We start from the raw sequence: 21,813 nt of genomic DNA, 5'->3' as shown, positions 1-21,813 counted from the left end.
GGGTCCTTCGGCTGTTGGCCAGTCCGGCGGCCCGCTCAGGCCAGGTTCAGCTGCCAGGACACGCCGAACCGGTCGTTCACCCAGCCGAACTTGGTGCTGAAGCCGTACGAGCCCAGCGGCATCAGCTCCTGGCCGTCCTTGCCCAGCGCCGCGTAGAGCCGGTCGAGTTCGGCCTCGTCGGAGCACTGCACGTACAGCGAGACCGCCGGGGTGAAGCCGAATCCGTGGCTGACGGGGCTGTCGATGGCCATGAACTCCTGGCCGGCCAGGGTGAACGTGGCGTGCTCGACGGTGCCTTCCGGCCCCTGCCCGCCCGCGCCGTACCGGCTGATGGCCACGATCGCGGCGTCCTCGAACAGTGACAGGTAGAAGGTGAGCGCTTCCTCGGCCCGGCCCTCGAACATCAGGAACGTGGTGATCTTCTGCGGGGTTCTCTCCATGCGGGTCAGTCAAGCACCCCGGCCCGGCCACGGCGCGGCTTGACACTGAGTGGCCCCTTCGCACGGGCGCGCGAAGGGGCCAATACCCCCAGCAACTGCGGGGCCCGGCCCTTCCGCCCCGACCGCGGAAGGGCCGTCCCGCATCGCGCGAAGATCAGGCGAGCGCGCGCAGGAAAGCGAGCGACGGCATGAAGAAGTAGTCGCCGCCCTTACACGTGACGGCCTGCGGCACGGCCGGCGCGGTGACCGTGGTGGTGCCGCCCCAGCCCGGCACGTACTCCGAGGATTCCCGCGGCCCCTGGCCGATCACCGGGTCGAGGCCCGGCTTCACCGGCGCCTTCGGGAAGCCCGGGTTGTCGGCCCAGGTCGCCTGCGTGAACTCGAACTGGCTGCCCAGCGCCGAGTTGAACGCCACGAACAGCAGCCCGACACCCCCGGCCGGGCGCTGGGCCGGTGGCACGTCGGCGTTCGGGTCGTCGGCGCGCTCGCCGTACGGCACGCCACGGCGCGCCATCAGGTGCAGGCGCTCGTCCGCGGGCTTCTCGAAACCACCGCTGCCCCGCGGGTTCGTCTTGCGGATGTGCGCCTGGAACGGGCATTTCCCGGCCCCGAGGTCGCTTTCGTAGGTGAAGTTGTTGGACACCGGGCTTTCCGCGCCGTCCTCGCGCTGCGTGGTGAGCGGAGTGCCGTCCTCGAACCGGCCGATGATCATGGCGCCCGCGCGCTCGCGGTCGTCGCCGGTGAGCCCGAGCGTGTCGGCCAAGTCGAGCTCGGCCTGCTTGAACCGCCGCACGTTCTGCTCCAGCTTGCGGAAAACGAAGTAACTGCCGAAGTGCACGGCCGGGTCCGGTGCCGCGACGTCGGCGGCCAGCACCTGCGAAAGCGGGGCCGACGGGTCCCAGACGTTGATGCCGTCGGTCGAGTTCTTCTCCGCGTCCACGTCCTCGGCCAGGAACAGCGGCTGGCTGCGTCCGTCGACGTAGCCGAAGTGCTCGATGCCCTCGCCGCGCGAGTTGGTGCGGCCCAGGCCCGCCTCTTCGGCCAGCACGGTGACCGAGTCCGGCAGCAGGGCCAGCACCTCGTTGCGGCGCGCGGTCATCGCACCGTCGGTGGCGTCGCCGATCAGGACCACAGCGTGGATTTCGCCGTGGTAACCGGGATCGAAGGTGGACCGCGGCGGGTCGGCGAGCTTCTGCCGCGTCGCCGGGTCGCGCATGCCGCGCAGGAACGCCTCGTCCTGCGGCACCTGCTTCACGCCCAGCGCGTGATACCCCGCGGCGGTCAGCCCGACCCCGACGTACGGCGTCCCCCCGGTGCCCGCGGCCTTGAACGTGCTGATCTCCTGCAGCTGCGTCTTCGCGGACTTCATCTGCTGGTTCGCCAGCGCCGCCAGGAAAGCCTTCGCCGCGGCGCCGTCCTTCCTGGTTTCGCCGAACTGCAGGAAGAGCACGGACAGGTGATCGCGGGCGTGCGCCTTCAGGATGTTGGGCTGGAGCTCGTCGAGCATCGTGGCGGCGTCGCCGCTCGCCGTGGTCCAGGCCAGAGTGGTGCTCAGATCAACAGTCATGCCAGGGTCCCCTCCCCGTTCCCGCCGTGCCGGCGGACACCACCGGCACCCGAGCCCCCTCGGCGACCGGCGGTGTTCCTCCCTTATTTCCAGGTTGCGCTCAGTGGCACCCCGGATGCCACCCCGGTCGGGAAATCACCTGAATGGCGCGATAGGGGTTTCGCTCGGTGATCAGTCGGGAAGCGCCCCAATGTGGCATTGGGTGCGCTGGACGCACCCAATGTGGCGTTCGGTGCGTTGAACGCACCGAACGCCACATTGGGGCGTAAGCAGATCGGGCGGGGGCAACAACGTTGGTGCCCCCGGCCCGAAGCTCAGGAGATCGGCCGGTCGGTCGGCGCGATCGGGGCGGGCAGGAAATCGCGGCCGGTGAGGTAGGCGTCGACGCCGGCGGCGCAGGAGCGGCCCTCGGCGATGGCCCACACGATCAGCGACTGGCCGCGGCCCATGTCGCCGGCCACGAAGACGTTGTCGAGGCTGGTGCGGAAGTCCTTGTCCCGCGCGACATTGCCGCGCTGGTCCAGCTCCACGCCGAGGTCCTCGATCAGCCCTTCGCGCTGCGGGCCCAGGAAACCCATGGCCAGCAACACGAGCTGGGCCGGCAGCTCGGTCTCGGTGCCCTCGACGGGGACGAACTTGCCGCCCTCGTTGCGCACCTCGACGAGCTTCAGCGCGCGCACGCGGCCGTCGGCGTCACTCAGGAATTCCTGCGTGTTCACCGAGTACAGCCGCTCGCCGCCCTCCTCGTGGGCCGAGGAGACGCGGTAGATCATCGGGTACGTCGGCCAGGGGTTCGCGTCCGACCGCGACTCCGGCGGCCGCGGCATGATTTCCAGCTGCGTCACCGATTTCGCGCCCTGGCGGTGCGAGGTGCCGACGCAGTCCGCGCCGGTGTCGCCGCCGCCGATGACCACCACGTCGAGGCCCTCGGCGGAGTACGGCGACACGTCCAGCTCACCCGCGGCCACCCGGTTCGCCGGCGGCAGGAACTCCATCGCCTGGTAGATGCCGGTCAGCTCGCGGCCGTCGATCGGCAGGTCGCGCCACGCCGTCGCGCCGCCCGCCAGCACCACGGCGTCGTGCGAAGACCGCAGTTCTTCCACGGTGAGGTCGGCGCCGACGTTCACCGAGGTCCGGAATTCCGTGCCCTCGGCCTCCATCTGCGCGATCCGCCGGTCGAGGCGGTGCTTCTCCATCTTGAACGCGGGGATGCCGTAACGCAGCAGCCCGCCGATCTTGTCGGCCCGCTCGTACACCACCACGCTGTGGCCCGCGCGGGTCAGCTGCTGCGCCGCGGCGAGCCCGGACGGGCCGGAGCCGACCACGGCGACCTTCTTGCCGGTCTTGGCGATCGGCACCTGCGGCGTGACCCAGCCCTCGGCGAAGGCCCGGTCGATGATGGAGATCTCGACCCGCTTGATCGTCACCGGATCGTCGTTGATGCCCAGCACACAGGCGGTCTCGCACGGCGCGGGGCACAGCGTGCCGGTGAACTCCGGGAAGTTGTTGGTGGCGTGCAGCCGCTCGGCCGCCTCCTGCCAGTCTTCCCGCCACACCAGGGTGTTCCACTCCGGGATCAGGTTCCCCAGCGGACAGCCCTGGTGACAGAACGGGATGCCGCAGTCCATACAGCGTCCGGCTTGCTTCTCCAGCTTCGTCGATGCGAAGTCCTCGTAGACCTCGCGCCAGTCCATCAGCCGCAGATCGACCGGACGCCGCTTCGGTTCTTCGCGGGTGGTGGTCAGAAAGCCCTTGGGGTCAGCCATGTGCGGCCTCCATGATCGCCTCGTTCACGTCGCGCCCATCCCGCTCGGCCTGAACCTGAGCGGCGAGCACACGCTTGTAGTCCTTCGGCATGACCTTGCCGAAGCGGTCGATGGCGGCGTCCCAGTCGGCGAGCAGCGTGCGCGCGACCGCGGACTCCGTTTCGTTGTAATGCTTTTCGACGGTTTCACGCAGGAAGTCGGCGTCCTCGGAGTCGAGCGGGTCGATATCGACCATCTCCGGGTTCACCCGGTGCACCGGCAGGTCCAGCACGTACGCGATGCCGCCGGACATGCCGGCCGCGAAGTTGCGCCCGACCCCGCCGAGCACCACGACCCGGCCGCCGGTCATGTACTCGACGCCGTGGTCGCCGACGCCTTCGACGACGGCCAGCGCGCCGGAGTTGCGCACGCAGAACCGTTCGCCGGCCTTGCCGCGGATGAAGATCTCGCCGCTGGTGGCGCCGTAACCGATCACGTTGCCGGCGATGATGTGCTCCTCCGCGGCGATCACCGCGGTCTTGTCGGGACGCACGATCAGCCGTCCGCCGGACAGGCCCTTGCCGACGTAGTCGTTGCCGTCGCCGTAGAGCCGCAGTGTGATGCCCTTCGGCACGAACGCGCCGAACGACTGGCCCGCGGTGCCGGTGAAGGTGACGTCGATGGTGTCGTCCGGCAGGCCCTCGCCGCCCCACTTCTTGGTCAGCTCGGAGCCGAGCATGGTGCCGACGGTGCGGTTCACGTTGCGCACCGGCAGTTCCAGCCGCACCTTGTCGCCCGAGGACAGCGCGCCCTCGGCCAGCTGGATCAGCGTGTTGTCGAGCGCCTTGTCCAGCCCGTGGTCCTGCGCCACCTGCTGGTGCCGGGCCGCGCGCGGGGCCAGCCCGGGCACGTGGAAGATCGGCGACAGGTCGAGCCCGGCCGCCTTCCAGTGGTCCACGGCCTGGCGCTTGTCGAGCACCTCGGCGTGGCCCACGGCCTCGGCGATGGACCGGAAACCCAGCTCTGCCAGGTATTCCCGGACCTCCTGCGCGATGAACTGGAAGAAGTTCACCACGTACTCGGCCTTGCCGCTGAACTTCTCGCGCAGCTTGGGGTTCTGCGTCGCGACGCCCACCGGGCAGGTGTCGAGGTGGCAGACGCGCATCATGATGCAGCCCGAAACCACCAGCGGCGCGGTGGCGAAACCGAACTCCTCGGCGCCGAGCAGCGCGGCGATCATCACGTCACGGCCGGTCTTGAGCTGGCCGTCGGTCTGCACCACGATCCGGTCGCGCAGCCGGTTGGCCAGCAGCGTCTGCTGGGTCTCGGCCAGGCCCAGCTCCCACGGCCCGCCGGCGTGCTTGATGGACGACAGCGGCGAAGCGCCCGTCCCGCCGTCGTGGCCGGAGATCAGCACCACGTCCGCGTGTGCCTTGGACACCCCGGCCGCGACCGTGCCGACCCCGACCTCGGACACGAGCTTCACGTGGATGCGCGCGGCCGGATTGGCGTTTTTCAGGTCGTGGATCAGCTGCGCCAGGTCTTCGATCGAGTAGATGTCGTGGTGCGGCGGCGGGGAAATCAGGCCGACGCCCGGGGTCGAGTACCGCGTCTTCGCGATCCACGGGTACACCTTCGCGCCGGGCAGCTGCCCGCCCTCGCCGGGCTTCGCGCCCTGCGCCATCTTGATCTGGATGTCGTCGGCGTTGACCAGGTACTCACTCGTCACGCCGAAGCGTCCCGAAGCGACCTGCTTCACCGCGGAGCGCCGCTCGGGGTCGTACAGCCGTTCCGCGTCCTCGCCGCCCTCGCCGGTGTTCGACTTGCCGCCGAGGCGGTTCATCGCGATGGCCAGGGTCTGGTGCATCTCCATCGAAATCGAGCCGTACGAGATGGCGCCGGTGGCGAACCGCTTCACGATCTCCGAGACCGGCTCGACCTCCTCGATCGGCACCGGCGTCCGCTCGCCGTACTTGAAGTCGAACAGCCCGCGTAGCGTCTGCAGCTTCTCCGACTGGTCGTTGACGGCCTTCGTGTACTCCTTGAAGACCTCGTACTTCCCGCTGCGCGTAGAGTGCTGCAGCTTGAACACGGTCTGCGGGTTGAACAGGTGCGGCTCGCCCTCGCGGCGCCACTGGTAGTCCGCGCCGGTCTCCAGCTCGCGGTGGCTCGGGCGGACGCCGTCGGCCGGGAAGGCCCGGCGGTGGCGCTGCTCGACCTCGTCGGCGATGGTGTCGAACCCGACGCCGCCGAGCCGTGAAGTGGTTCCGGTGAAACAGGTGTCGACGATTTCGGCGCCCAGCCCGACGGCCTCGAAGATCTGCGCGCCGGTGTAGGACGCGACGGTGGAGACGCCCATCTTGGACATCGTCTTGCGCACGCCCTTGCCCAGCGCCTTGATCAGGTTCGTGGTCGCCTGCTTGCCGGTGACGCCCGGGATCAGGCCCTGGTGCGCCATTTCCTCGACCGTCGCCATCGCCAGGTACGGGTTCACCGCGGCCACGCCGTAACCCACCAGCAGCGCGATGTGGTGCACCTCGCGCGCGTCGCCCGCCTCGACGATGAGGCCGACCTGCGTGCGCGTCTTCTCGCGAACGAGGTGGTGGTGCACCGCGCCGGTCAGCAGCAGCGAGGGGATCGCGGCGTGATGCTCGTCGACGCCGCGATCGGACAGCACGATCAGCCGCGCGCCGTCTTCGATCGCTTCGGACACTTCGCTGCGGATCTCGTCGAGCCGCTGTACGAGCGCTTCGCCGCCGCCGTGCACGTTGTAGCGGCCGAGCACCGTGACGGCCTGGAACTCCGGCAGCGTGCCGTCGTCGTTGACGTGCACCAATTTCGCCAGCTGATCGTTGTCCAGCACGGGGAACGGCAGCACGATGCGCCGGCACGAAGCGGTGTCGGCCTGCAGCAGGTTCGGCTCCGCGCCGATCTGCGTGCCGAGCGCGGTGATCAGCTCTTCCCGGATGGAGTCCAGCGGCGGGTTCGTCACCTGGGCGAACAGCTGGATGAAGTAGTCGAACAACGGCCGCGAGCGCGTGGACAGCGGGGCGAGCGGCGAGTCGTTGCCCATCGAGCCGATCGGCTCCGCGCCGGTGCGGGCCATCGGCTCGAGAATGGTCTCCAGCTCTTCTTCGGTGTAGCCGAAGGACTGCTGGCGCCGCACGAGCGCGGCGTGCAGCGGCACTTCGCGGTCCCGCTCGGGCAGGTCCTCCAAGCGCAGCAGCCCGGCGTCGACCCATTCGTCGTACGGGTGCGCGGTGGCCAGCTCGCTCTTGATCTCCTCGTCCTCGATGATCCGGCCCTCGGCGGTGTCGACGAGGAACATCCGGCCCGGCTCGAGCCGGCCCTTGCGGACGATCGTGGACTGGTCCAGCTCCAGCACGCCGACCTCGCTGGCGAGCACCACGAGCCCGTCGTCGGTCACCCAGTAGCGGCCGGGGCGCAGGCCATTGCGGTCGAGCACCGCGCCGATCTGCGTGCCGTCGGTGAACGCCACCAGCGCGGGCCCGTCCCACGGCTCCATCAGCGTCGAGTGGAACTCGTAGAACGCGCGTCGCGCCGGGTCCATTTCCTGATGGTTTTCCCAGGCCTCCGGGATCATCATCAGCACCGAGTGCGGCAGCGACCGGCCGCCGAGGTGCAGCAGCTCCAGCACTTCGTCGAACGACGCGGAGTCGCTGGCGCCGCGGGTGATCACCGGGTAGATCCGCTTGAGGTCGCCGGGGACGAGGTCCGTCTCCAGCAGTGCCTCGCGCGCGTCCATCCAGTTGCGGTTGCCCTTGAGGGTGTTGATCTCGCCGTTGTGCGCCACGTACCGGTACGGGTGCGCGAGCGGCCACGACGGGAAGGTGTTGGTGGAGAAGCGGGAGTGCACGAGGCCGATGGCGCTCGTCACGCGCTCGTCGGTCAGGTCGAGGAAGAACCGCTCGACCTGACCTTCGGTGAGCATTCCCTTGTAGACGATCGTGCGCGAGGACAGCGAGGGGAAGTAGACGTCGTCCTCGACGAGTTCGTGTTCGGCGCGCTTGCGCACGCAGAAGGCGGCGCGTTCCAGGGCGAGGCCTTCGCGGTTGTGGCGGCGCCCGGCCAGGAACAGCTGCGTGAAGTGCGGCATGGTCTCGGCGGCGGTGGGCCCGCAGTGCGCGGTGTCCACGGGCAGCTCGCGCCAGCCCACCACGCGCATGTCCTCCTCGGCGGCGATCCGCTCGATGGTGGTCATGGCGCGGCCGCGGCGTTTTTCTTCCTGGGGCAGGAAAGCGGTGCCGACGGCATACGCGCCTTCTTCGGGCAGCGTGAAGTCGACGACTTCGCGGTAGAAGGCGTCGGGCACCTGGATCAGCAGGCCGGCGCCGTCGCCGGTGTCCGGTTCGGCGCCACGCGCCCCGCGATGCTCCAGATTCCTGAGCGCGACCAGGGCTTTCGCCACGATCTGATGATCGCGCCGGCCGGCGAGGTCGGCGACGAACGCGACCCCGCAGGCGTCGTGTTCGTAAGAAGGGTCGTACAGACCCGCGAGGGCCGGTGTGCTGGAACCGGAACTGGCACGGTGGGTCACGGCTGGCCGCCTCCCAAGGCGTTGGCGCGCCCGGTACTCACTCCATCGGATGGTTCGACAGTGAACCGGTTAACGAAGTGGTCCGGAACCGCGATGGTCAGTCGGGGAAGGAATTCGCCGCGGGCTCGCCCGTTGCCCTCTCGCGGGAGCTTGCTGCTCGCGCACGGGAAGAGCCAGGCGGGACGGCCCAGCCCGGTCGTCGTCGATCGGGCTGCGGGTTATTCACGGGCCACACGCCGTTGGGCGGCCGAACAGTGGTCGGTGCAGCCACGCGCTGGGTACGGTCAGCCGGTGTGGTGGGGGGCGGGCCGCGCGCGTGGTGTTACTCCCGGGTTCGCCGGGTCTTATGACGATAGTGTGAATTCGCTGTAATCGACATACGTCGCCGGGCCCGGGTGGGAAATGCCACGCTTACGTTGACGCCCCCCGGGGTACTCCCATATGTCGGGCCTTCTCTCCCGGTGCTCGGACCACACCGGCGCTGACCTGGCGAAACGCCGTCGCGACCTGGCGTTCGTCCGCGCGGTCAGGGTGGTTGACTGGTCGCATGAGGCGAGCCGTCGATGACTGATCGTTATCTCTCCGTGCCGAGTCCGGGACTGCACGAGATCGAGATCCGGCGCTCCCGCTTCCTCTGCGCCCTCGCCCCGGTGGCCGATGAAGCCGCTGCGCGCGCGGCGATCGCGGCCCGGCGGAAGGCCGAACCGGCCGCGCGCCACCACTGTCACGCGTTTGTCCTCGGCCCGGACGGCCGCACCCAGCGCTCCAGCGACGACGGCGAACCCGCCGGCACCGCGGGTATCCCGATGCTGGAGGTCCTGCGGCGCCGCGCGGTCACCGACACGGTCGCGGTGGTGTCCCGGCATTTCGGCGGTGTACTGCTGGGCGCGGGCGGTTTGATCCGCGCGTACGGGCAGGCGGTGTCGGAAGCCCTGGACGCGGTCGGCGTGGTCGAGTACCGGCGGCTGCGCCTCGTCGAGGTCGAAGTGGACTACACCCGCGCGGGCCGCCTGGAGAACGACCTGCGCTCATCGCCGTACACACTGAACGAGACCCGCTTCGACGCCACTGCCCACTTCGAGGTCGGCCTCGGTGTGGGTGAGGAGGAGCCGTTCGCCGCCTGGCTCGCCGACCTCACCGGCGGCGAGGCCGTGCTGACCCGGCTGGGGGAGGAATGGGTGCGCTCGGCCTGAAGCGCCCCAATGTGGCGTTGGTTGCGCTGGACGCACCCAATGTGGCGTTCGGTGCGCTGGACGCACCGAACGCCACATTGGGGCGCATCCGGCGCGGCGCGAGGTGGCGCGGCGACGGGTGGCGCGGAGCGGGGTGGCGACGAGAGGCGCGGCGAGGGCGGTGCTGTGAAGAGGGGCGCGGCGAGGAGCGGCGCGGGGTGGCGCGGTGAGGGGCGGGGCGGCGGCGGTCAATGCTGCAGCGCGGCCCATTCGGCGCGGGTGATGGCGTACTCGCGCACCCCGTGTTCGGCGCCTTCGGCGGTGTCGTGCTCGTCGGCGGGGACGGTGCGGAGGTAACGCAGGCCGAGCTTCTCCAGGACACGGCGTGAGCCCTGGTTCGCGGTGACGGTGGCGGCGGTGACGCGGCTGGCGCCCAGTTCGGTGAAACCCTTCGCCAGCAAGGCGCGGGAGCCTTCCGTCGCGTAGCCGCGGCCCCAGGCGGCGCGGTGCAGGCGGTAGCCGAGTTCGGGTTCGTCCAGGGGGTCGCCCGGCTGTGGGCGGAAGTGGAACCAGCCCAGGAAGCCCGAGTGTTCCCGGTCGAGCGCGGCCCAGAAGCCGTAACCGGCGAAACGCGGGTAGTAACCCAGGAATGCCGGGAGGTCGACCGCGGCGATCTCGGCCCGGTCGGCCGGTGCGCCGCCATTGAGGTAACGCATCACGGCGGGGTCGTTGTAGAGCTCGAACAGCAGATCCGCGTCTTCGCGGGTGAAGCGGCGCAGAATCAGCCGTTCCGTTTCCAGGAACACGTCCATCCCGGTAATGCTGCCGGGTGCCGGCCCCGGAGGCCAGCGGGTTTTCCGGGCCCGCTGCTAGGCGGCCACGATCGCGCCCGGCTCGTTCAAGGCCGCCATTCCGGCGGCGGTCAGCACGGCCGGCACCCGCTCCCCGTGCGCCCCCGCCGAGACGGGTTCGATCAGGCCCAGCCGGGCCAGCCGGCGGACGGTGCCCTGGTCACAGCAGCTCAGGCCGTCGACGAACAGGTCCGGCTCACAGCTGCAGCTGATCTGCGCGCGGCCCGCGGCCACGGCGGCCAGGGTGGCCCGTTCACGATGATTCAGTGCCACGTATTCGATGTCACTGCCGATGTCGGTGTCTGTCAGTTCGACAGTCATGTCGGTACCTCGCTTTCATGGTCCAGTAGAACAAGGACCACCGACAGTTTCGCCCCGGGAACACCGGAATCCGGGCATTTCCCGTGTTTTCCCGGGTGATGTCGCGTCTTTTCAGGGGTTCTCCGCCGCACGGCCGATCGGCAGCTCTTCGACGGTGGACTTGCGCAGGTGCCGGAAGATGATCGAGCTGCGGAACCCGACCACCTCCTTGCGCAGGGCGAGCCGGTCGGTCAGGAAAGCGTGCAGGTGGTCGATGTCGCGCACGGCGACGTGGATGAGGAAATCGTCGCTGCCCGCCGCCACGAACACCGAGAGCACCTCCGGCCGCTCCGCCATCGACCGCTGGAAGGCGTCGATCACGGCGCGGCTGAGCGGGCGGACCTGCGCGGACACCATGGCCTGCACCGAACGGCCGAGGCTGGGGAGGTCGACTTCGGCGTGATAACCGCGGATCACGCCGCGCTCGCGCAGCAGCCGCGTGCGCTCCAGGCAGGTCGAAGGCGCAATTCCGACCTTGCGCGCGATGTCCCGGTTGGTCTGCCGGGCGTCCTCCTGCAGCAGGCGAACGATCGCCGAATCAAGTTCGTCCAGCACGTCCCCGTCGCCTCCGATGCCGAATTATGTTCGCCGCCGACTCGAAACCACTGGTCACGACTCTAACTTCACCGGGAAGACAGCGTCGGACATGCGGAAGGTGACCTCGATGACCGTCCACCCCCTGCCCTGGGACCACGAACGGCTGGTGGTGCGCCGAGGCCGCCGTTCCGGCGTCACCACGATGGTCGCGATCCATTCGACGGCGCTCGGGCCCGCGCTCGGCGGCTGCCGGATGAAGGCCTACGACAGCCTGGACGAGGCCGAGCGTGACGTGCTGCGGCTTTCGGCCGCGATGACGGACAAGTGCGCCGTCGCGGGCATGGACTTCGGCGGCGCGAAGAGCGTGATCGCCCTGCGGCCCGGCCAGCGTCTCGACGCCGGCCAGCGGCACGCCGTGCTGCTCGACCACGCCGAACTGATCGCCTCGCTGGACGGCCAGTACCTCGCCGGGCCCGACATCGGCACCGGCCCCGAAGACATGCTGGTGCTGCGGGAGCACGGCGCGCCCGCGTTCTGCGTGCCCGAGTCCGCGGGCGGCATCGGCTCGTCCAGCGGCCCGACCGCTCAGGGGGTGCTCGCCGCGCTGCGGGCCGCGTCTGAGGCGGTGTTCGGCACCCCGGACCCGGCCGGACGGCGGGTGGTGGTGTGCGGGTTCGGCTCGGTCGGGCGGCTGGTCGCGAGCGGGCTGGCCGGCGCCGAGGTCACCGTCTCCGACGTGACCGAGCAGGCCCGCGAAGACGCCCGTTACCTCGGCTACGCCTGGGCCGAGCCGGCGGAGGCGTTGGCACTCGACGCCGACATCATGGTGCCCGCGGCCGTCGGCGGCGTGCTCGGCAAAAACACCGTGCTCACCGCGCCGCTCATCGTCGGCCCGGCCAACAACCAGCTGGTCGACGACGGCGTGGCGGAAACGCTGGCCGCGCGCGGCATCGTCTGGGTGCCCGACTACGTGGCGAGCGCGGGCGGTGTCGTTTACACCGTGGCGCGGGAGGTCGAGGGCCTGGACCACGCCGCGGCGTCCGCGCGGGTGGCGGCGATCGGCGACGTGGTTTCGGCTCTGCTGTCCGATTCCGCCGCGCGTGGCACGACGCCGCTCGCGGAGGCCGCGGCGCTGTCCGGGCGTCGTCTCGACGGGGTCCGTACGGCGGTGGTCTGACCGGGTGTCTTGAATGGGGGCGTGGAGATCCTCACCGACGCCGCCACGCTCGCGCTGTACACCACCGACGCGTCCAACTACCGCCACGTGCCGCTCGGCGTGGTGTTACCGGAGACGGTGGACGACGTGGTCGCCGCGGTGGCGGCGGCGCGTGAGCGGGGCGCGCCGGTGGTGGCGCGGGGCGGCGGCACGAGCGTCGCGGGCAACTCGTGCGGCCCGGGCATCGTCGTGGACACCTCGCGGCACGTGCATGGCGTCCGCTGGCTCGACCCCGACGCCCGGCTCGCGCGGGTCGCGCCCGGCACCGTGCTCGATGATTTGCAGGCGCTCGCCGCGCTGCACGGCCTGCGGTTCGGGCCCGACCCGTCCACGCACAGCCGGTGCACCCTCGGCGGCATGATCGGGAACAACGCCTGCGGCTCGCACTCCGTGGCCTGGGGCCGGACCGTCGACGTGGTGCGTGAGCTGGACGTGCTGCTCTACGACGGCACGCGGCTCACCGTCGGCCCCATGAAACCGTCCGAAGTGGACGATCGTGCGGCGCGGCCCGGCACCGAGGGCCGGGTGTTCACGGAGCTGCGCGCGATGGTGCGTGACAATCTTGCGTTGCTGCGCAAGGAGCTTTCGACCTGGCCGCGCCGGGTTTCCGGCTATGGCCTGGAGCACCTGTTGCCGGAGAACGGTTTCGACGTCGCGAAGGCGCTGGTCGGCAGCGAGGGCACCTGCGTGACGGTGCTGGAGGCGACCGTCGCGCTGGCCGAGCTGCCGAAGCATCGGGTGCTGGCCGTGCTCGGTTTCGCCTCGGACATCGCGGCGGCCGACGCGGTGCCGGCGATCCTGCCGTGGTCGCCGCTGACCGTCGAGGGGGTGGACGCGCAGCTCGTCGCACTGCTGGAGCCCGGCCGCGCGGACGGCCTGCCGCCGGGTGGCGCTTGGCTGTTCGTCGAGCTGTCGGGGGAGTCGCCGGCCGAAGCCGCCGCGCGGGCGCGTGAGCTGGCGGCTGCGCTGGAGTCGGTGGTGACCGGCTCGGTAGTGCTCGACGACCCGGCGGCGCAACGGCGGCTGTGGCGTATCCGCGAAGAGGGCGCGGGCCTGGCCACGCGCCTCGCGGACGGCTCGGAAGCCTGGCCCGGCTGGGAAGACGCGGCGGTGCCGCCCGAGCGGCTGGGCTCGTACCTGCGTGGTTTCAAGGAATTGATGGCCCGGTACGGCCGTCAGAGCGTGGTCTACGGCCACTACGGCGAGGGCTGCCTGCACCTGCGCCTCGACTTCGACCTGCTGTCGTCGCCCGGCATCGCGGATTTCCGCGGTTTCGTCGAGGAGGCGGCCGACCTCGTCGCGGCGCACGGCGGCTCGCTTTCCGGCGAGCACGGCGACGGGCAGGCGCGGTCCGAGCTGCTGTCGCGGATGTACAGCCCGGAAATGATGGCCTTGTTCGGCCGGTTCAAGGCGATCTTCGACCCCGACGGCCGGATGAACCCGGGTATCCTGGTCGACCCGCGGCCGGTGGACGCCGACCTGCGGGTGCGGCGCGCGCCGCTGGCGCTCGAGGACGTGACCGTGCTCGGTTACCCCGAGGACCAGGGCAGCTTCGGGCAGGCGATGCGCCGCTGCGTCGGCGTCGGCAAGTGCCGCAACACCAGCGGTGGCGGCGTGATGTGCCCGAGCTACCGCGCCACCCGCGAGGAGCAGCACTCCACCCGCGGGCGCGCGCACCTGCTCGCCGAAATGGTCAACGGTGAGGTGATCAAGGACGGCTGGCGCTCGGGTGAGGTCGCCGAGGCGCTCGATTTGTGCTTGTCCTGCAAGGGATGTCTGTCGGACTGCCCGGTGGACGTCGACATGGCCACCTACAAGGCGGAGTTCCTGCACCAGCACTACCGCGGCCGCGTGCGTCCGGCGTCGCACTACTCGATGGGCTGGCTGCCGCTGTGGCTGCGCGGCGCCGCGCTCGCGCCGCGGGTGGCGAACTTCTTCTCACGTCGGCGTTGGGCCGCCGCCGCGCTGAAGCGGGTTGGCGGGATCGCTGTGGAACGGGCGTTGCCGGAGTTCGCGACGGTGCCGTTCACTCGTGCGCGCAAGGACTTGCGACGGTGGGCGAGCGGGCCGCGGCCGGTGGTGCTGTGGCCGGACTCGTTCAACAACTACCTGACCCCGGACGTGCTCGACGCCGCCACGGAGGTGCTCACCGCCGCGGGTTACGACGTGGTGCTGCCGGACCGCGGTGTCTGTTGTGGACTGACGTGGGTCTCGACCGGTCAGCTGGACATGGCCAAGCGGGTGCTGCGGCGGACGCTCGAGGTGCTGCGGCCGTACCTCGAAGCCGGTTACGAGGTCGCGGGCCTGGAGCCCAGCTGTACTGCCCTGTTCCGCGGCGACCTGGCCGCGCTGCTTCCGGGCGACGCGACGGCTGAGTTGCTGGCCTCGCGTACCCGGACTTTCGCCGAGTTGCTGGCCGACGCGCCGAAGCCGCTCGAAGCGTCGCTGGACGTCGAGACGGTCACGCAGGTGCACTGCCACCAGCACGCCGTACTCGGCTTCGCCGCGGACGAGGCCGCGATGACCGCGGCGGGGGTCCGAAACACGACGCTGGACGCGGGTTGCTGCGGGCTGGCGGGCAACTTCGGGTTCGAGCGGGGGCACTACGAGGTGTCGAAGGCTGTTGCTGAGGATCGGATGTTGCCTGCCCTGCGTGCGGTGGCGGACTCCGCGGTGGTGTTGTCGGACGGGTTCAGTTGCCGTACGCAGATCGAGCAGGAGTCAGGCCGCCGTGCGGTGCACTTGGCCGAGTTGCTGCGGCGCGGGTTGGGTCGTCCCTTGCACCGCTAGCCCGCGGTGCCCCACCAGGTCGTGGCGAGTGCGTCCAGCGTCGGCTCGGGTGGGGCAGGCAGGACGTCGAGGTACCAGCGGAAGTTGCTGTACACATGCAGCAGCGCATACGCCAGGCACCGGCGCGCGAAGTCCTCGCCGAGGTCCGCCGGGCGGTAGCCGTACGCCAGGAGCAGGCGGCGCAGGAAATCCGCGTCGCCGCCGGAGACGAACAGGCCCACGGCCACGAACTCGTACTCCGCGGCGCCACGCATCGCGGGCTCGAAGTCGAACAGGCCGGTGACTTCCCAGCTGCCGGGCATGACCATCAGATGGTCGCGCATGAACTCGGTGTGCAGCGGGACGGTCGCGGGCTCGCCGAGGTCCACCGTGTCCAGGAACGCCGGGATCTGCGCCAGCCAATGCGAGTCCAGCTTCGTGGCGGCATGGTGGTCGACAGCCTGATCTCGTTGCCCGGTAAGGAAAGCGCGCCAGTCGCAAGGGCCGAGAACCGCCAAAGCGGGGTCGTCCAGGCCGTGCAGTGCGGCCAGCGCCTCGCCAAGCCGCGGGGCGAGCGCGGCTTTGTCCTCCGTGGACAGATGTGGCCAAGCCTCCTTGAGCGTGACGCCGGGCAGCCGTTCCATCAGCACGTAACCCCAGCCGTCGTACTCTCCGGCCTGGACGACGCGCGGGGTCGGGATGGGCAGGCGTCCGTGCAGGACCTCGAGCATCGTGCGCTCGGTCCGCAGTTCGCCGAGGTGGACGGGCGGGAACAGCTTCAGCACCAAGTCACCCACCGCGTACACCGGCAGCGAACCGTCGGCGAACGGCTCCGGCTCGCCGCGGACGCCGAGCGAGGCCAGCAGCGTGCGCACCGGGGGGAGCAGCTCGGCGCGGGTCAGCCGGTCGAACGCGGTCGGCGGAAACGGAGTCATGCCCGGGACGTTAGGGCTGCGGCCGAGGCCTGCCAACGGGATTATCCGTTGCGCTCCAGCAGAGTCTGCACAGCCGGCCGGATCAGCCGGACGATGTCCTCGGCGCCGGCGCTGGCCAGTGGCTCCTTGCCGGTCACCGAGCGGACCAGGCCGATGCCCAGCATCCACGCCAGGACGAGGTCCGCGCGCAGTTCCGCGTCCGGCTGGTCGGTGAGGGTGGCCAGCACCCGGGCGTACTCCTCGCCGACGTGCTCGCGCATCGTGGTGGCGGCGCCGCTGCTGCCGGTCGAGCGCAGGTAGGTCTCAAGGGAACGGCGGGGGCTGCCGTCGCGGGGTGGTTCGAGCAGCGTGCGCAACGTCGTTTCGAAGAGCTGCTCCGGCGGGGTCGTCTCCAGTTTGGCCAGCCCGCCCCGGGCCATCACGATGCCGAACAGGGACTCCTTGGACCCGAAGTAGCGGAACAGCAGCGCCTGGTTCGCGCCCGCGCGCTTCGCGATGTCCCGCACGGTCGTGCGGTCGAAGCCCCGCTCGGCGAACAACTCCTCGGCCGCGTCCAGCAGCGCGGCCTTCGTCGCCGCGGCGTCCCGCTTGCGGGCCTGCTGTTCTCCGGTCATACCGCCTCCGTCCGCGACGAGGTTACTAAGCCGACCGGAAGTAGGCGGAGACGCGGCCGCCGGCGATCCGCTCGTAGTGACTTGGTTCCGCCGTAGCTGTAGTCGGGTTAGTAACTAGCGGGCACGTTAACCGGCGTGCGGACCGTGTGCGCATTGACGCGGTGCGTCACCATCGGTAGCTTTGTAAGCAGGCGCTTACAAACCGGACTTTCCAGCAGATCGGGAGTTCTCCGCATGACCACCACATCCACCGAACCGCTCGCCTACCCGTTCAACGAGGAAGAGGGCCTGGCCCTCAACGAGGCCTACGCGGCCGCCCGCGAGGCCGAGGGCATGGTCCGGGTCCGCATGCCGCACGGCCAGGACTCCTGGCTGGCCACGAGGTACGCCGACGCCCGCCTGGTACTGGGCGACCGCCGGTTCTCCCGCGCGATGGCCGAGCAGAAGGACGAGCCGCGGATGGCCGAGCACCGGCGCACCGGCGGCATCCTGATGATGGACCCGCCGGACCACACCCGGCTGCGCACGCTGGTGGCGAAGGCGTTCACCATGCGCCGCGTCGAGCTGCTGCGCCCGCGGGTGGCCGAGCTGGCCCAGGGCCTGATCGAGGACATGAAGGCCGCCGGGCAGCCGGCCGACCTGGTCGACCTCTACGCGTTGCCGATCCCGGTCGCGGTGATCTGCGAGCTGCTCGGCGTCCCGACCGCCGACCGGCCGCGCTTCCGCGTGTGGAGCGACGCGGCGCTGACCACCAGCGGGCTCACCGCGGAGGAGGCCGAGCGCAACCGCGAGGAGCTGCGCGCGTACATGGCCGGGCTGATCGCGGAGCACCGAGCCCAGCCGCAGGACGACCTGATGTCCGCGCTCATCTCCGCGCGCGACGAAAAGGACCGGCTCAGTGAGCTGGAGCTGGTGGACATGTGCGTCGGCATCCTGGTGGCCGGGCACGAGACCACGGCGAGCCAGATCCCGAACTTCGTGTACGCGCTGCTGGACGAGCCCGGGCAGTGGGCGCGGCTGTGCGCCGAGCCCGAGCTGATCCCGTCGGCCGTCGAGGAGCTGCTGCGGTTCGTGCCGCTCGGCGCCGGCGCCGGGTTCGCCCGGTACGCCACCGAGGACGTCCAGGTCGGCGACGTGCTGGTGCGGGAAGGCGAGCCGGTGCTGGTCGCGATGGGCGCGGCGAACCGCGACCGGCTCCAGTTCACCGACGCCGAGGGGCTGGTGCTCGCCCGCGAGGACAACCACCACCTCGGCTTCGGCCACGGCGTGCACCACTGCCTCGGCGCGCCGCTCGCCCGGCTGGAGCTCCAGGAGGCGCTGCGCGCGCTCACCCGGGAAATGCCGGGCTTGCACGTGGCAGGCGATATCGTGTGGAAAACCCAGATGCTCGTCCGCGGAGCGCGGTCGATGCCGATCGGATGGTGACACGATGGCTTGGCACGTCGAGGTCGACGAGCACACCTGCATCGGTTCCGGGATGTGCGCGTCGCTGATGCCCGAGGTCTTCGAGCTGGAGGGCGCCACCGCGCGCGCTCGCGCCGAAACCGTCGAGCCGGACGAGACGGTGCTCGACGCCGCGGACTCCTGCCCGGCGATGGCGATCACGGTCAGCGCGGGCAAGGAGGTCGTCGGCCCCCGCCCGTAGCCTGATCCCCGCAACTCCCTGGGATTCAGGGAGTTGCGGGGGATCGGCTACCGCGTGGCGGCGGCCAGCGCTGCGCGGATGGCGTCCTCGGCGGCTGGCTGGCCCTTTTCGTTCGAGTAAGGCCCGTACGGGGTTCCCCAGACCGGCGTGCCCGTCGCCTGCCGCCAGCTGCCGGCCAGGGATCCCGCGTCCACGACGCCGTACCCGATGGCTTCGAGGAACTCGGTCACTGCCGCCTTCGCCGGCGCGGCGTCCCCGGCGATCGGCAGGTACGAGCGGTCGGCCGCACCCGCCGGGCGGGCGAGTGACCGCAGGTGCTTGAAGAAGATGTTGTTGAACGCCTTCACGACCAGGGCGCCCGGGAGGTACCGCTCCAGCAGTTCGCTCGAGGTGAGCGACTGGCTGTCGAGCTCGGGGATCTGCCCGTCACGTTCGGGGCCGTAGTTGCAGGTGTCGATGACCGTCTTCCCGGCCGGCGGCCCGGCAGGCAAGTCGGGGAAGACCTTGACCGGCACCGTGACCACAACGAGGTCACCGGCCGCCGCGGCCTCCCGGCTTGTCGCCGCGGACGCCCGCGGCCCCAGTTCCGCGACCGTGCCCGCGAGCGTTTCGGGGCCGCGCGAGTTACTGAGCACGACCTGGTGCCCGGCCTCGACGGCGAGCCGCGCGATGGTGGTGCCGATGGCTCCGCTGCCGATGAATCCCACCGTTGTCCTATTCTTCGCGTCCCCTCGGGAATTTTTGTCAATCGAAGTAATGGCCGTTGTCCAAATCGGCGAGCAGGCCGGGCTGAACGGGTTCCCAGCCGAGCGTCCGGCGGGTCTCGAGATTGTCCGCCGGGTAATTCCGCGTGACGATGTTCGCGAGGAAGCCGAAATAGCCCGGCACCATCAGCTCGTCCGCGGGAATGCTCACGACGGGCAGGCCCAGCCGGCTGCCGATGGCCTCGGCGATCTCGCGGAGCGGGATGCCCCCGTCCCCGACCGCGTGCCAGTACCGGCCGGCCGGCCCCTTCTCCAGCGCCAGGCGGAACAAGGACGCGACATCGCGGATGTGCACGGCGTTCCACTGGTTCGCGCCGTCTCCGGGGTAGCCGGCGAAGCCCTTCTCCTTCGCGAGCGCGATCAGCTGCACGAGAAAGCCGGCCCGATCGGTGGTGCTGTGCGCGATGTTGGCGATCCGCACGACCGAAGACCGCACTCCCCGCTCGGCGAGGCCGATGACGGTGGTCTCCACGACGTTGCGGGCCCGCAGGGTGCCCCGGTGCTCGGCGCCGGCGGACAGGGCCGGGTCCGCCTCGGTCGCCGGCCGGCCTAGGTTCCCGGGCGAGCCGATGCTCCCGGCCACGACCAGCGGCTTTCCGGTGCCCGCGAGCGCATCGCCGTACGCGAGCATGATCGGGACCTCCGCGGCGGCCACGGCGTCGATCCCGCCGGTGGGAAGCAGGTCTTGCCGGTGCGCGACGTGGATGACGCCGTCGGAATCCGCGGCCGCCTCCTTGAGCCCGTCGAGATCCTCGATGTCGCCGCGCCGCACCTTCGCGCCGAGCGCGGACAGCGCCGCCGCGGACGCGTCCGACCGGGCCAGCCCGGTCACCTCGTGCCCGGCGGCGATCAGCTCGGGGATGATGTGTGAACCGGAATGGCCGGTCCCGCCAGTGACGAAAACGCGCACGCTGCTGCTCCTTCTTGAGTGAAGTGGTGCTCAGCCGAGAAGGTCGATGCCGAGCGAGAAGTCGAAGCTCCCGACGCCGTGGCCGGCCAGGCTGATCATCAGCAGGCCCGTTCCTTCCAGCCACCGCGCCATTTCCAGGCCGCCGACGTCCAGCGGGCGCAGCCCGAGGCTCTTGATAAACGCCGACACGCTGGTCTTGGCCCGCGTGTCGTCGCCGGCCAGGAGCACGTCCAGCGTGCGGCCCGGCGTCAGGACGTGCCCGAAGACGGTGTTGAACGCCTTCACCACGGGCGTGCTCGCCGGGACCGCCTTGGCGATCTCCTGCGCGGCGGAACTGCCGTCGGGGGTGGCCAGGCCCTTGAGGTCGGGGGTGACGGGGTTGGCGATGTCGATGACGATCTTGCCGGCCAGCGCGTCGCCGAATTGGGCGACGACCGGCCCGGCGCCGGCGTACGGCACGGCGAGGATGACGATGTCCCCGGTGGGGACGGCGCCGGCCGTGGCGCCGAGCGCGGCGGCCACTTCCCCGGTTTTGGCCGGGTCGCGGCCGATGACCTCGACGGCGTTGCCGCCGGCGAGTGCCCGGGCGGCCAGAGTGCGGGCCATCGTTCCCAGCCCGATAATGCTGACGCTGCTCATGGGTATTCCTGATTTCTGGATTGGAATAATACGAAGGGCTCGACGAATTCCAGGAAGCATTTCCGTTTTGCGCCCTGTCCTCAAGTCCTGATGTTATTCAGCCAACCATTGACCGGAGTAACTGTCCAAGACTTCTTTCAGTAGTGGTGATACCCTGAAGGCATCGCCGGACCGGGAGGCTCCATGGATCTGGACCTGCGCAAACTGCGCTACTTCCTCGCCGTCGCCGAAAGGCTGCATTTCGGCCGGGCCGCCGAAGAGCTGCACATCGCGCAGCCGGTGCTCAGCCGGCAGATCCGGGCGCTGGAACAGGATCTCGGCGCCGCGCTGTTCACCCGCGACAGCCACGGCGTGGCGCTGACCGACGCCGGCCGGCAGCTGCTGTCCGACACCGGTCCGCTGCTCGCCTCCGCGGACGCGGTCCGCCGCCGCGTGACCGTGGCCGCGCGCGGCAGCCGGCGGCTGGCAGTCGGGTTCCGGACGGGCATCCCGGTCATCCCGGCGGCCCGGGCGTTCGAGGTCCGGCATCCGGACGTGGTCCTGGACGTGCAGCGGACCGAATGGGACGACCAGGCCCCGATGCTGCTCGACGGCCGGATCGACGTCGGTTATGTGCGGCTGCCCATCGACGAGACCGGCCTGCGCGTCACCCCGCTGTACACCGAGCCGCTGCTGGTGGTGCTGCCCGCCGGCCACCGGCTGGCCGGCAAGGAGGAGGTCACCGAGGCCGACCTGGCCGGTGAGCCGCTGGTCTGGCACGCCGGCCCGGACACGCACCCGACCCGGCGCCCGCTGCCCGACCCCGGGCTCCGGGTGCGCGGCGTGGAGGAGAAGCTCGAGCACGTCGCGGCCGGCCGGGGCATTTCGTTCGTGGCTCGTTCGGAGACGGTCTTCTACTCACGTCCGGACATCAGCTACGTGCCCGTCCCGGAACTCGCGCCCGACCAGGTGTGCCTCGCGATGGCGGCGTCGCGCACCTCGCCGCTGGCCGAGGCCTTCTTCGCCGCGGCGCAAGCGACGGCCGAGATCACCGCCGATTGCGGGATCCACGATCCGGCCGCGACTGCTCCGAAGGACCGCTGAGCTGGCCG

The 21,813-nt window shown here is 70.5% G+C and carries 18 protein-coding genes; 6 read left to right on the top strand and 12 right to left on the bottom strand.

Translation table 11 applies throughout. The features are described 5' to 3' along the window. Positions 1-35: 35 nt before the first annotated feature. The 4 genes from OG371_RS03380 to gltB all read right to left on the bottom strand — a co-directional run bounded on the left by OG371_RS03380 (position 36) and on the right by gltB (position 8,310). Positions 36-440 (bottom strand): VOC family protein, encoded by a 405-nt coding sequence (locus tag OG371_RS03380; RefSeq protein ID WP_329065432.1) that lies wholly within the window; start codon positions 438-440, stop codon positions 36-38. Positions 441-594: 154 nt separating this feature from the next. Continuing rightward, positions 595-2,007 carry a Dyp-type peroxidase gene (locus tag OG371_RS03375; RefSeq protein WP_329065430.1) on the bottom strand — a complete coding sequence of 471 codons (1,413 nt, stop codon included), beginning with the start codon at positions 2,005-2,007 and terminating at the stop codon, positions 595-597. Between the two features lie 314 nt (positions 2,008-2,321). After that, the gene (locus tag OG371_RS03370) at positions 2,322-3,773 is read right to left on the bottom strand and encodes a glutamate synthase subunit beta (protein ID WP_329065428.1); all 1,452 of its coding nucleotides are present in this window, start codon (positions 3,771-3,773) and stop codon (positions 2,322-2,324) included. Next, on the bottom strand, positions 3,766-8,310 hold the full coding sequence (gene gltB / locus OG371_RS03365) for a glutamate synthase large subunit (RefSeq protein WP_329065426.1): 4,545 nt from the start codon (positions 8,308-8,310) through the stop codon (positions 3,766-3,768). The genes OG371_RS03370 and gltB overlap by 8 nt, the downstream gene beginning before the upstream one ends. Positions 8,311-8,873: 563 nt before the next feature. Here gltB and OG371_RS03360 point away from each other — a divergent pair. Beyond that, on the top strand, positions 8,874-9,503 hold the full coding sequence (locus OG371_RS03360) for a YigZ family protein (protein ID WP_329065424.1): 630 nt from the start codon (positions 8,874-8,876) through the stop codon (positions 9,501-9,503). Between the two features lie 227 nt (positions 9,504-9,730). On the opposite strand, the gene OG371_RS03355 is transcribed toward OG371_RS03360, so the two are convergent. The 3 genes from OG371_RS03355 to OG371_RS03345 form a co-directional block, all read right to left on the bottom strand. After that, positions 9,731-10,294 carry a GNAT family N-acetyltransferase gene (locus OG371_RS03355; protein WP_329065422.1) on the bottom strand — a complete coding sequence of 188 codons (564 nt, stop codon included), beginning with the start codon at positions 10,292-10,294 and terminating at the stop codon, positions 9,731-9,733. Between the two features lie 57 nt (positions 10,295-10,351). Continuing rightward, complete coding sequence (locus OG371_RS03350; protein ID WP_329065421.1) at positions 10,352-10,654, bottom strand: hypothetical protein; 303 nt, start codon at positions 10,652-10,654, stop codon at positions 10,352-10,354. Between the two features lie 111 nt (positions 10,655-10,765). After that, entirely contained in the window at positions 10,766-11,245 is a 480-nt protein-coding gene (locus OG371_RS03345) for an Lrp/AsnC family transcriptional regulator (protein ID WP_329072896.1), read from the bottom strand. A gap of 112 nt (positions 11,246-11,357) precedes the next feature. Between OG371_RS03345 and OG371_RS03340 the strand changes: the two genes are divergently transcribed. Both OG371_RS03340 and OG371_RS03335 read left to right on the top strand, forming a co-directional pair. Further along, complete coding sequence (locus OG371_RS03340; protein ID WP_329065419.1) at positions 11,358-12,407, top strand: Glu/Leu/Phe/Val dehydrogenase dimerization domain-containing protein; 1,050 nt, start codon at positions 11,358-11,360, stop codon at positions 12,405-12,407. A gap of 21 nt (positions 12,408-12,428) precedes the next feature. Beyond that, positions 12,429-15,236 (top strand): FAD-binding and (Fe-S)-binding domain-containing protein, encoded by a 2,808-nt coding sequence (locus OG371_RS03335; protein ID WP_329065417.1) that lies wholly within the window; start codon positions 12,429-12,431, stop codon positions 15,234-15,236. Here OG371_RS03335 and OG371_RS03330 read toward each other — a convergent pair. Both OG371_RS03330 and OG371_RS03325 read right to left on the bottom strand, forming a co-directional pair. After that, positions 15,233-16,150: an aminoglycoside phosphotransferase family protein gene (locus OG371_RS03330; RefSeq protein WP_329065415.1), complete on the bottom strand. Its 918-nt coding sequence runs from the start codon at positions 16,148-16,150 to the stop codon at positions 15,233-15,235. The two genes, OG371_RS03335 and OG371_RS03330, sit on opposite strands and share 4 nt — an antisense overlap. 41 nt (positions 16,151-16,191) lie before the next feature. Beyond that, positions 16,192-16,764, bottom strand: a complete 573-nt coding sequence (locus OG371_RS03325; RefSeq protein ID WP_329065413.1) for a TetR/AcrR family transcriptional regulator — start codon at positions 16,762-16,764, stop codon at positions 16,192-16,194. A 234-nt stretch (positions 16,765-16,998) separates the two neighbouring features. On the opposite strand from OG371_RS03325, the gene OG371_RS03320 reads away from it, so the two are divergent. Together OG371_RS03320 and OG371_RS03315 are read left to right on the top strand one after the other, a co-directional pair. Continuing rightward, complete coding sequence (locus OG371_RS03320; protein ID WP_329065411.1) at positions 16,999-18,189, top strand: cytochrome P450; 1,191 nt, start codon at positions 16,999-17,001, stop codon at positions 18,187-18,189. 4 nt (positions 18,190-18,193) lie between these two features. Continuing rightward, the gene (locus OG371_RS03315; protein ID WP_329065409.1) at positions 18,194-18,409 is read left to right on the top strand and encodes a ferredoxin; all 216 of its coding nucleotides are present in this window, start codon (positions 18,194-18,196) and stop codon (positions 18,407-18,409) included. A 47-nt stretch (positions 18,410-18,456) separates the two neighbouring features. Here OG371_RS03315 and OG371_RS03310 read toward each other — a convergent pair whose 3' ends face one another. Genes OG371_RS03310 through OG371_RS03300 form a run of 3 tightly spaced genes read right to left on the bottom strand, consistent with a single transcriptional unit; the run spans position 18,457 to position 20,722 of the window. Beyond that, on the bottom strand, positions 18,457-19,116 hold the full coding sequence (locus OG371_RS03310; protein ID WP_329065407.1) for an NADPH-dependent F420 reductase: 660 nt from the start codon (positions 19,114-19,116) through the stop codon (positions 18,457-18,459). 37 nt (positions 19,117-19,153) lie between these two features. Beyond that, positions 19,154-20,083 carry an SDR family oxidoreductase gene (locus OG371_RS03305; RefSeq protein ID WP_329065405.1) on the bottom strand — a complete coding sequence of 310 codons (930 nt, stop codon included), beginning with the start codon at positions 20,081-20,083 and terminating at the stop codon, positions 19,154-19,156. A 30-nt stretch (positions 20,084-20,113) separates the two neighbouring features. Further along, on the bottom strand, positions 20,114-20,722 hold the full coding sequence (locus tag OG371_RS03300) for an NADPH-dependent F420 reductase (RefSeq protein ID WP_329065402.1): 609 nt from the start codon (positions 20,720-20,722) through the stop codon (positions 20,114-20,116). A gap of 183 nt (positions 20,723-20,905) precedes the next feature. On the opposite strand from OG371_RS03300, the gene OG371_RS03295 reads away from it, so the two are divergent. After that, entirely contained in the window at positions 20,906-21,805 is a 900-nt protein-coding gene (locus OG371_RS03295; RefSeq protein WP_329065400.1) for a LysR family transcriptional regulator, read from the top strand. Positions 21,806-21,813 lie beyond the last annotated feature (8 nt).

It is taken from the genome of Amycolatopsis sp. NBC_01480, assembly GCF_036227205.1.
Classification (GTDB): Bacteria; Actinomycetota; Actinomycetes; order Mycobacteriales; family Pseudonocardiaceae; genus Amycolatopsis.
The sequence above is the reverse complement of the archived record's forward strand: the minus strand, read 5'-3'. Positions and strand labels throughout refer to the sequence as shown.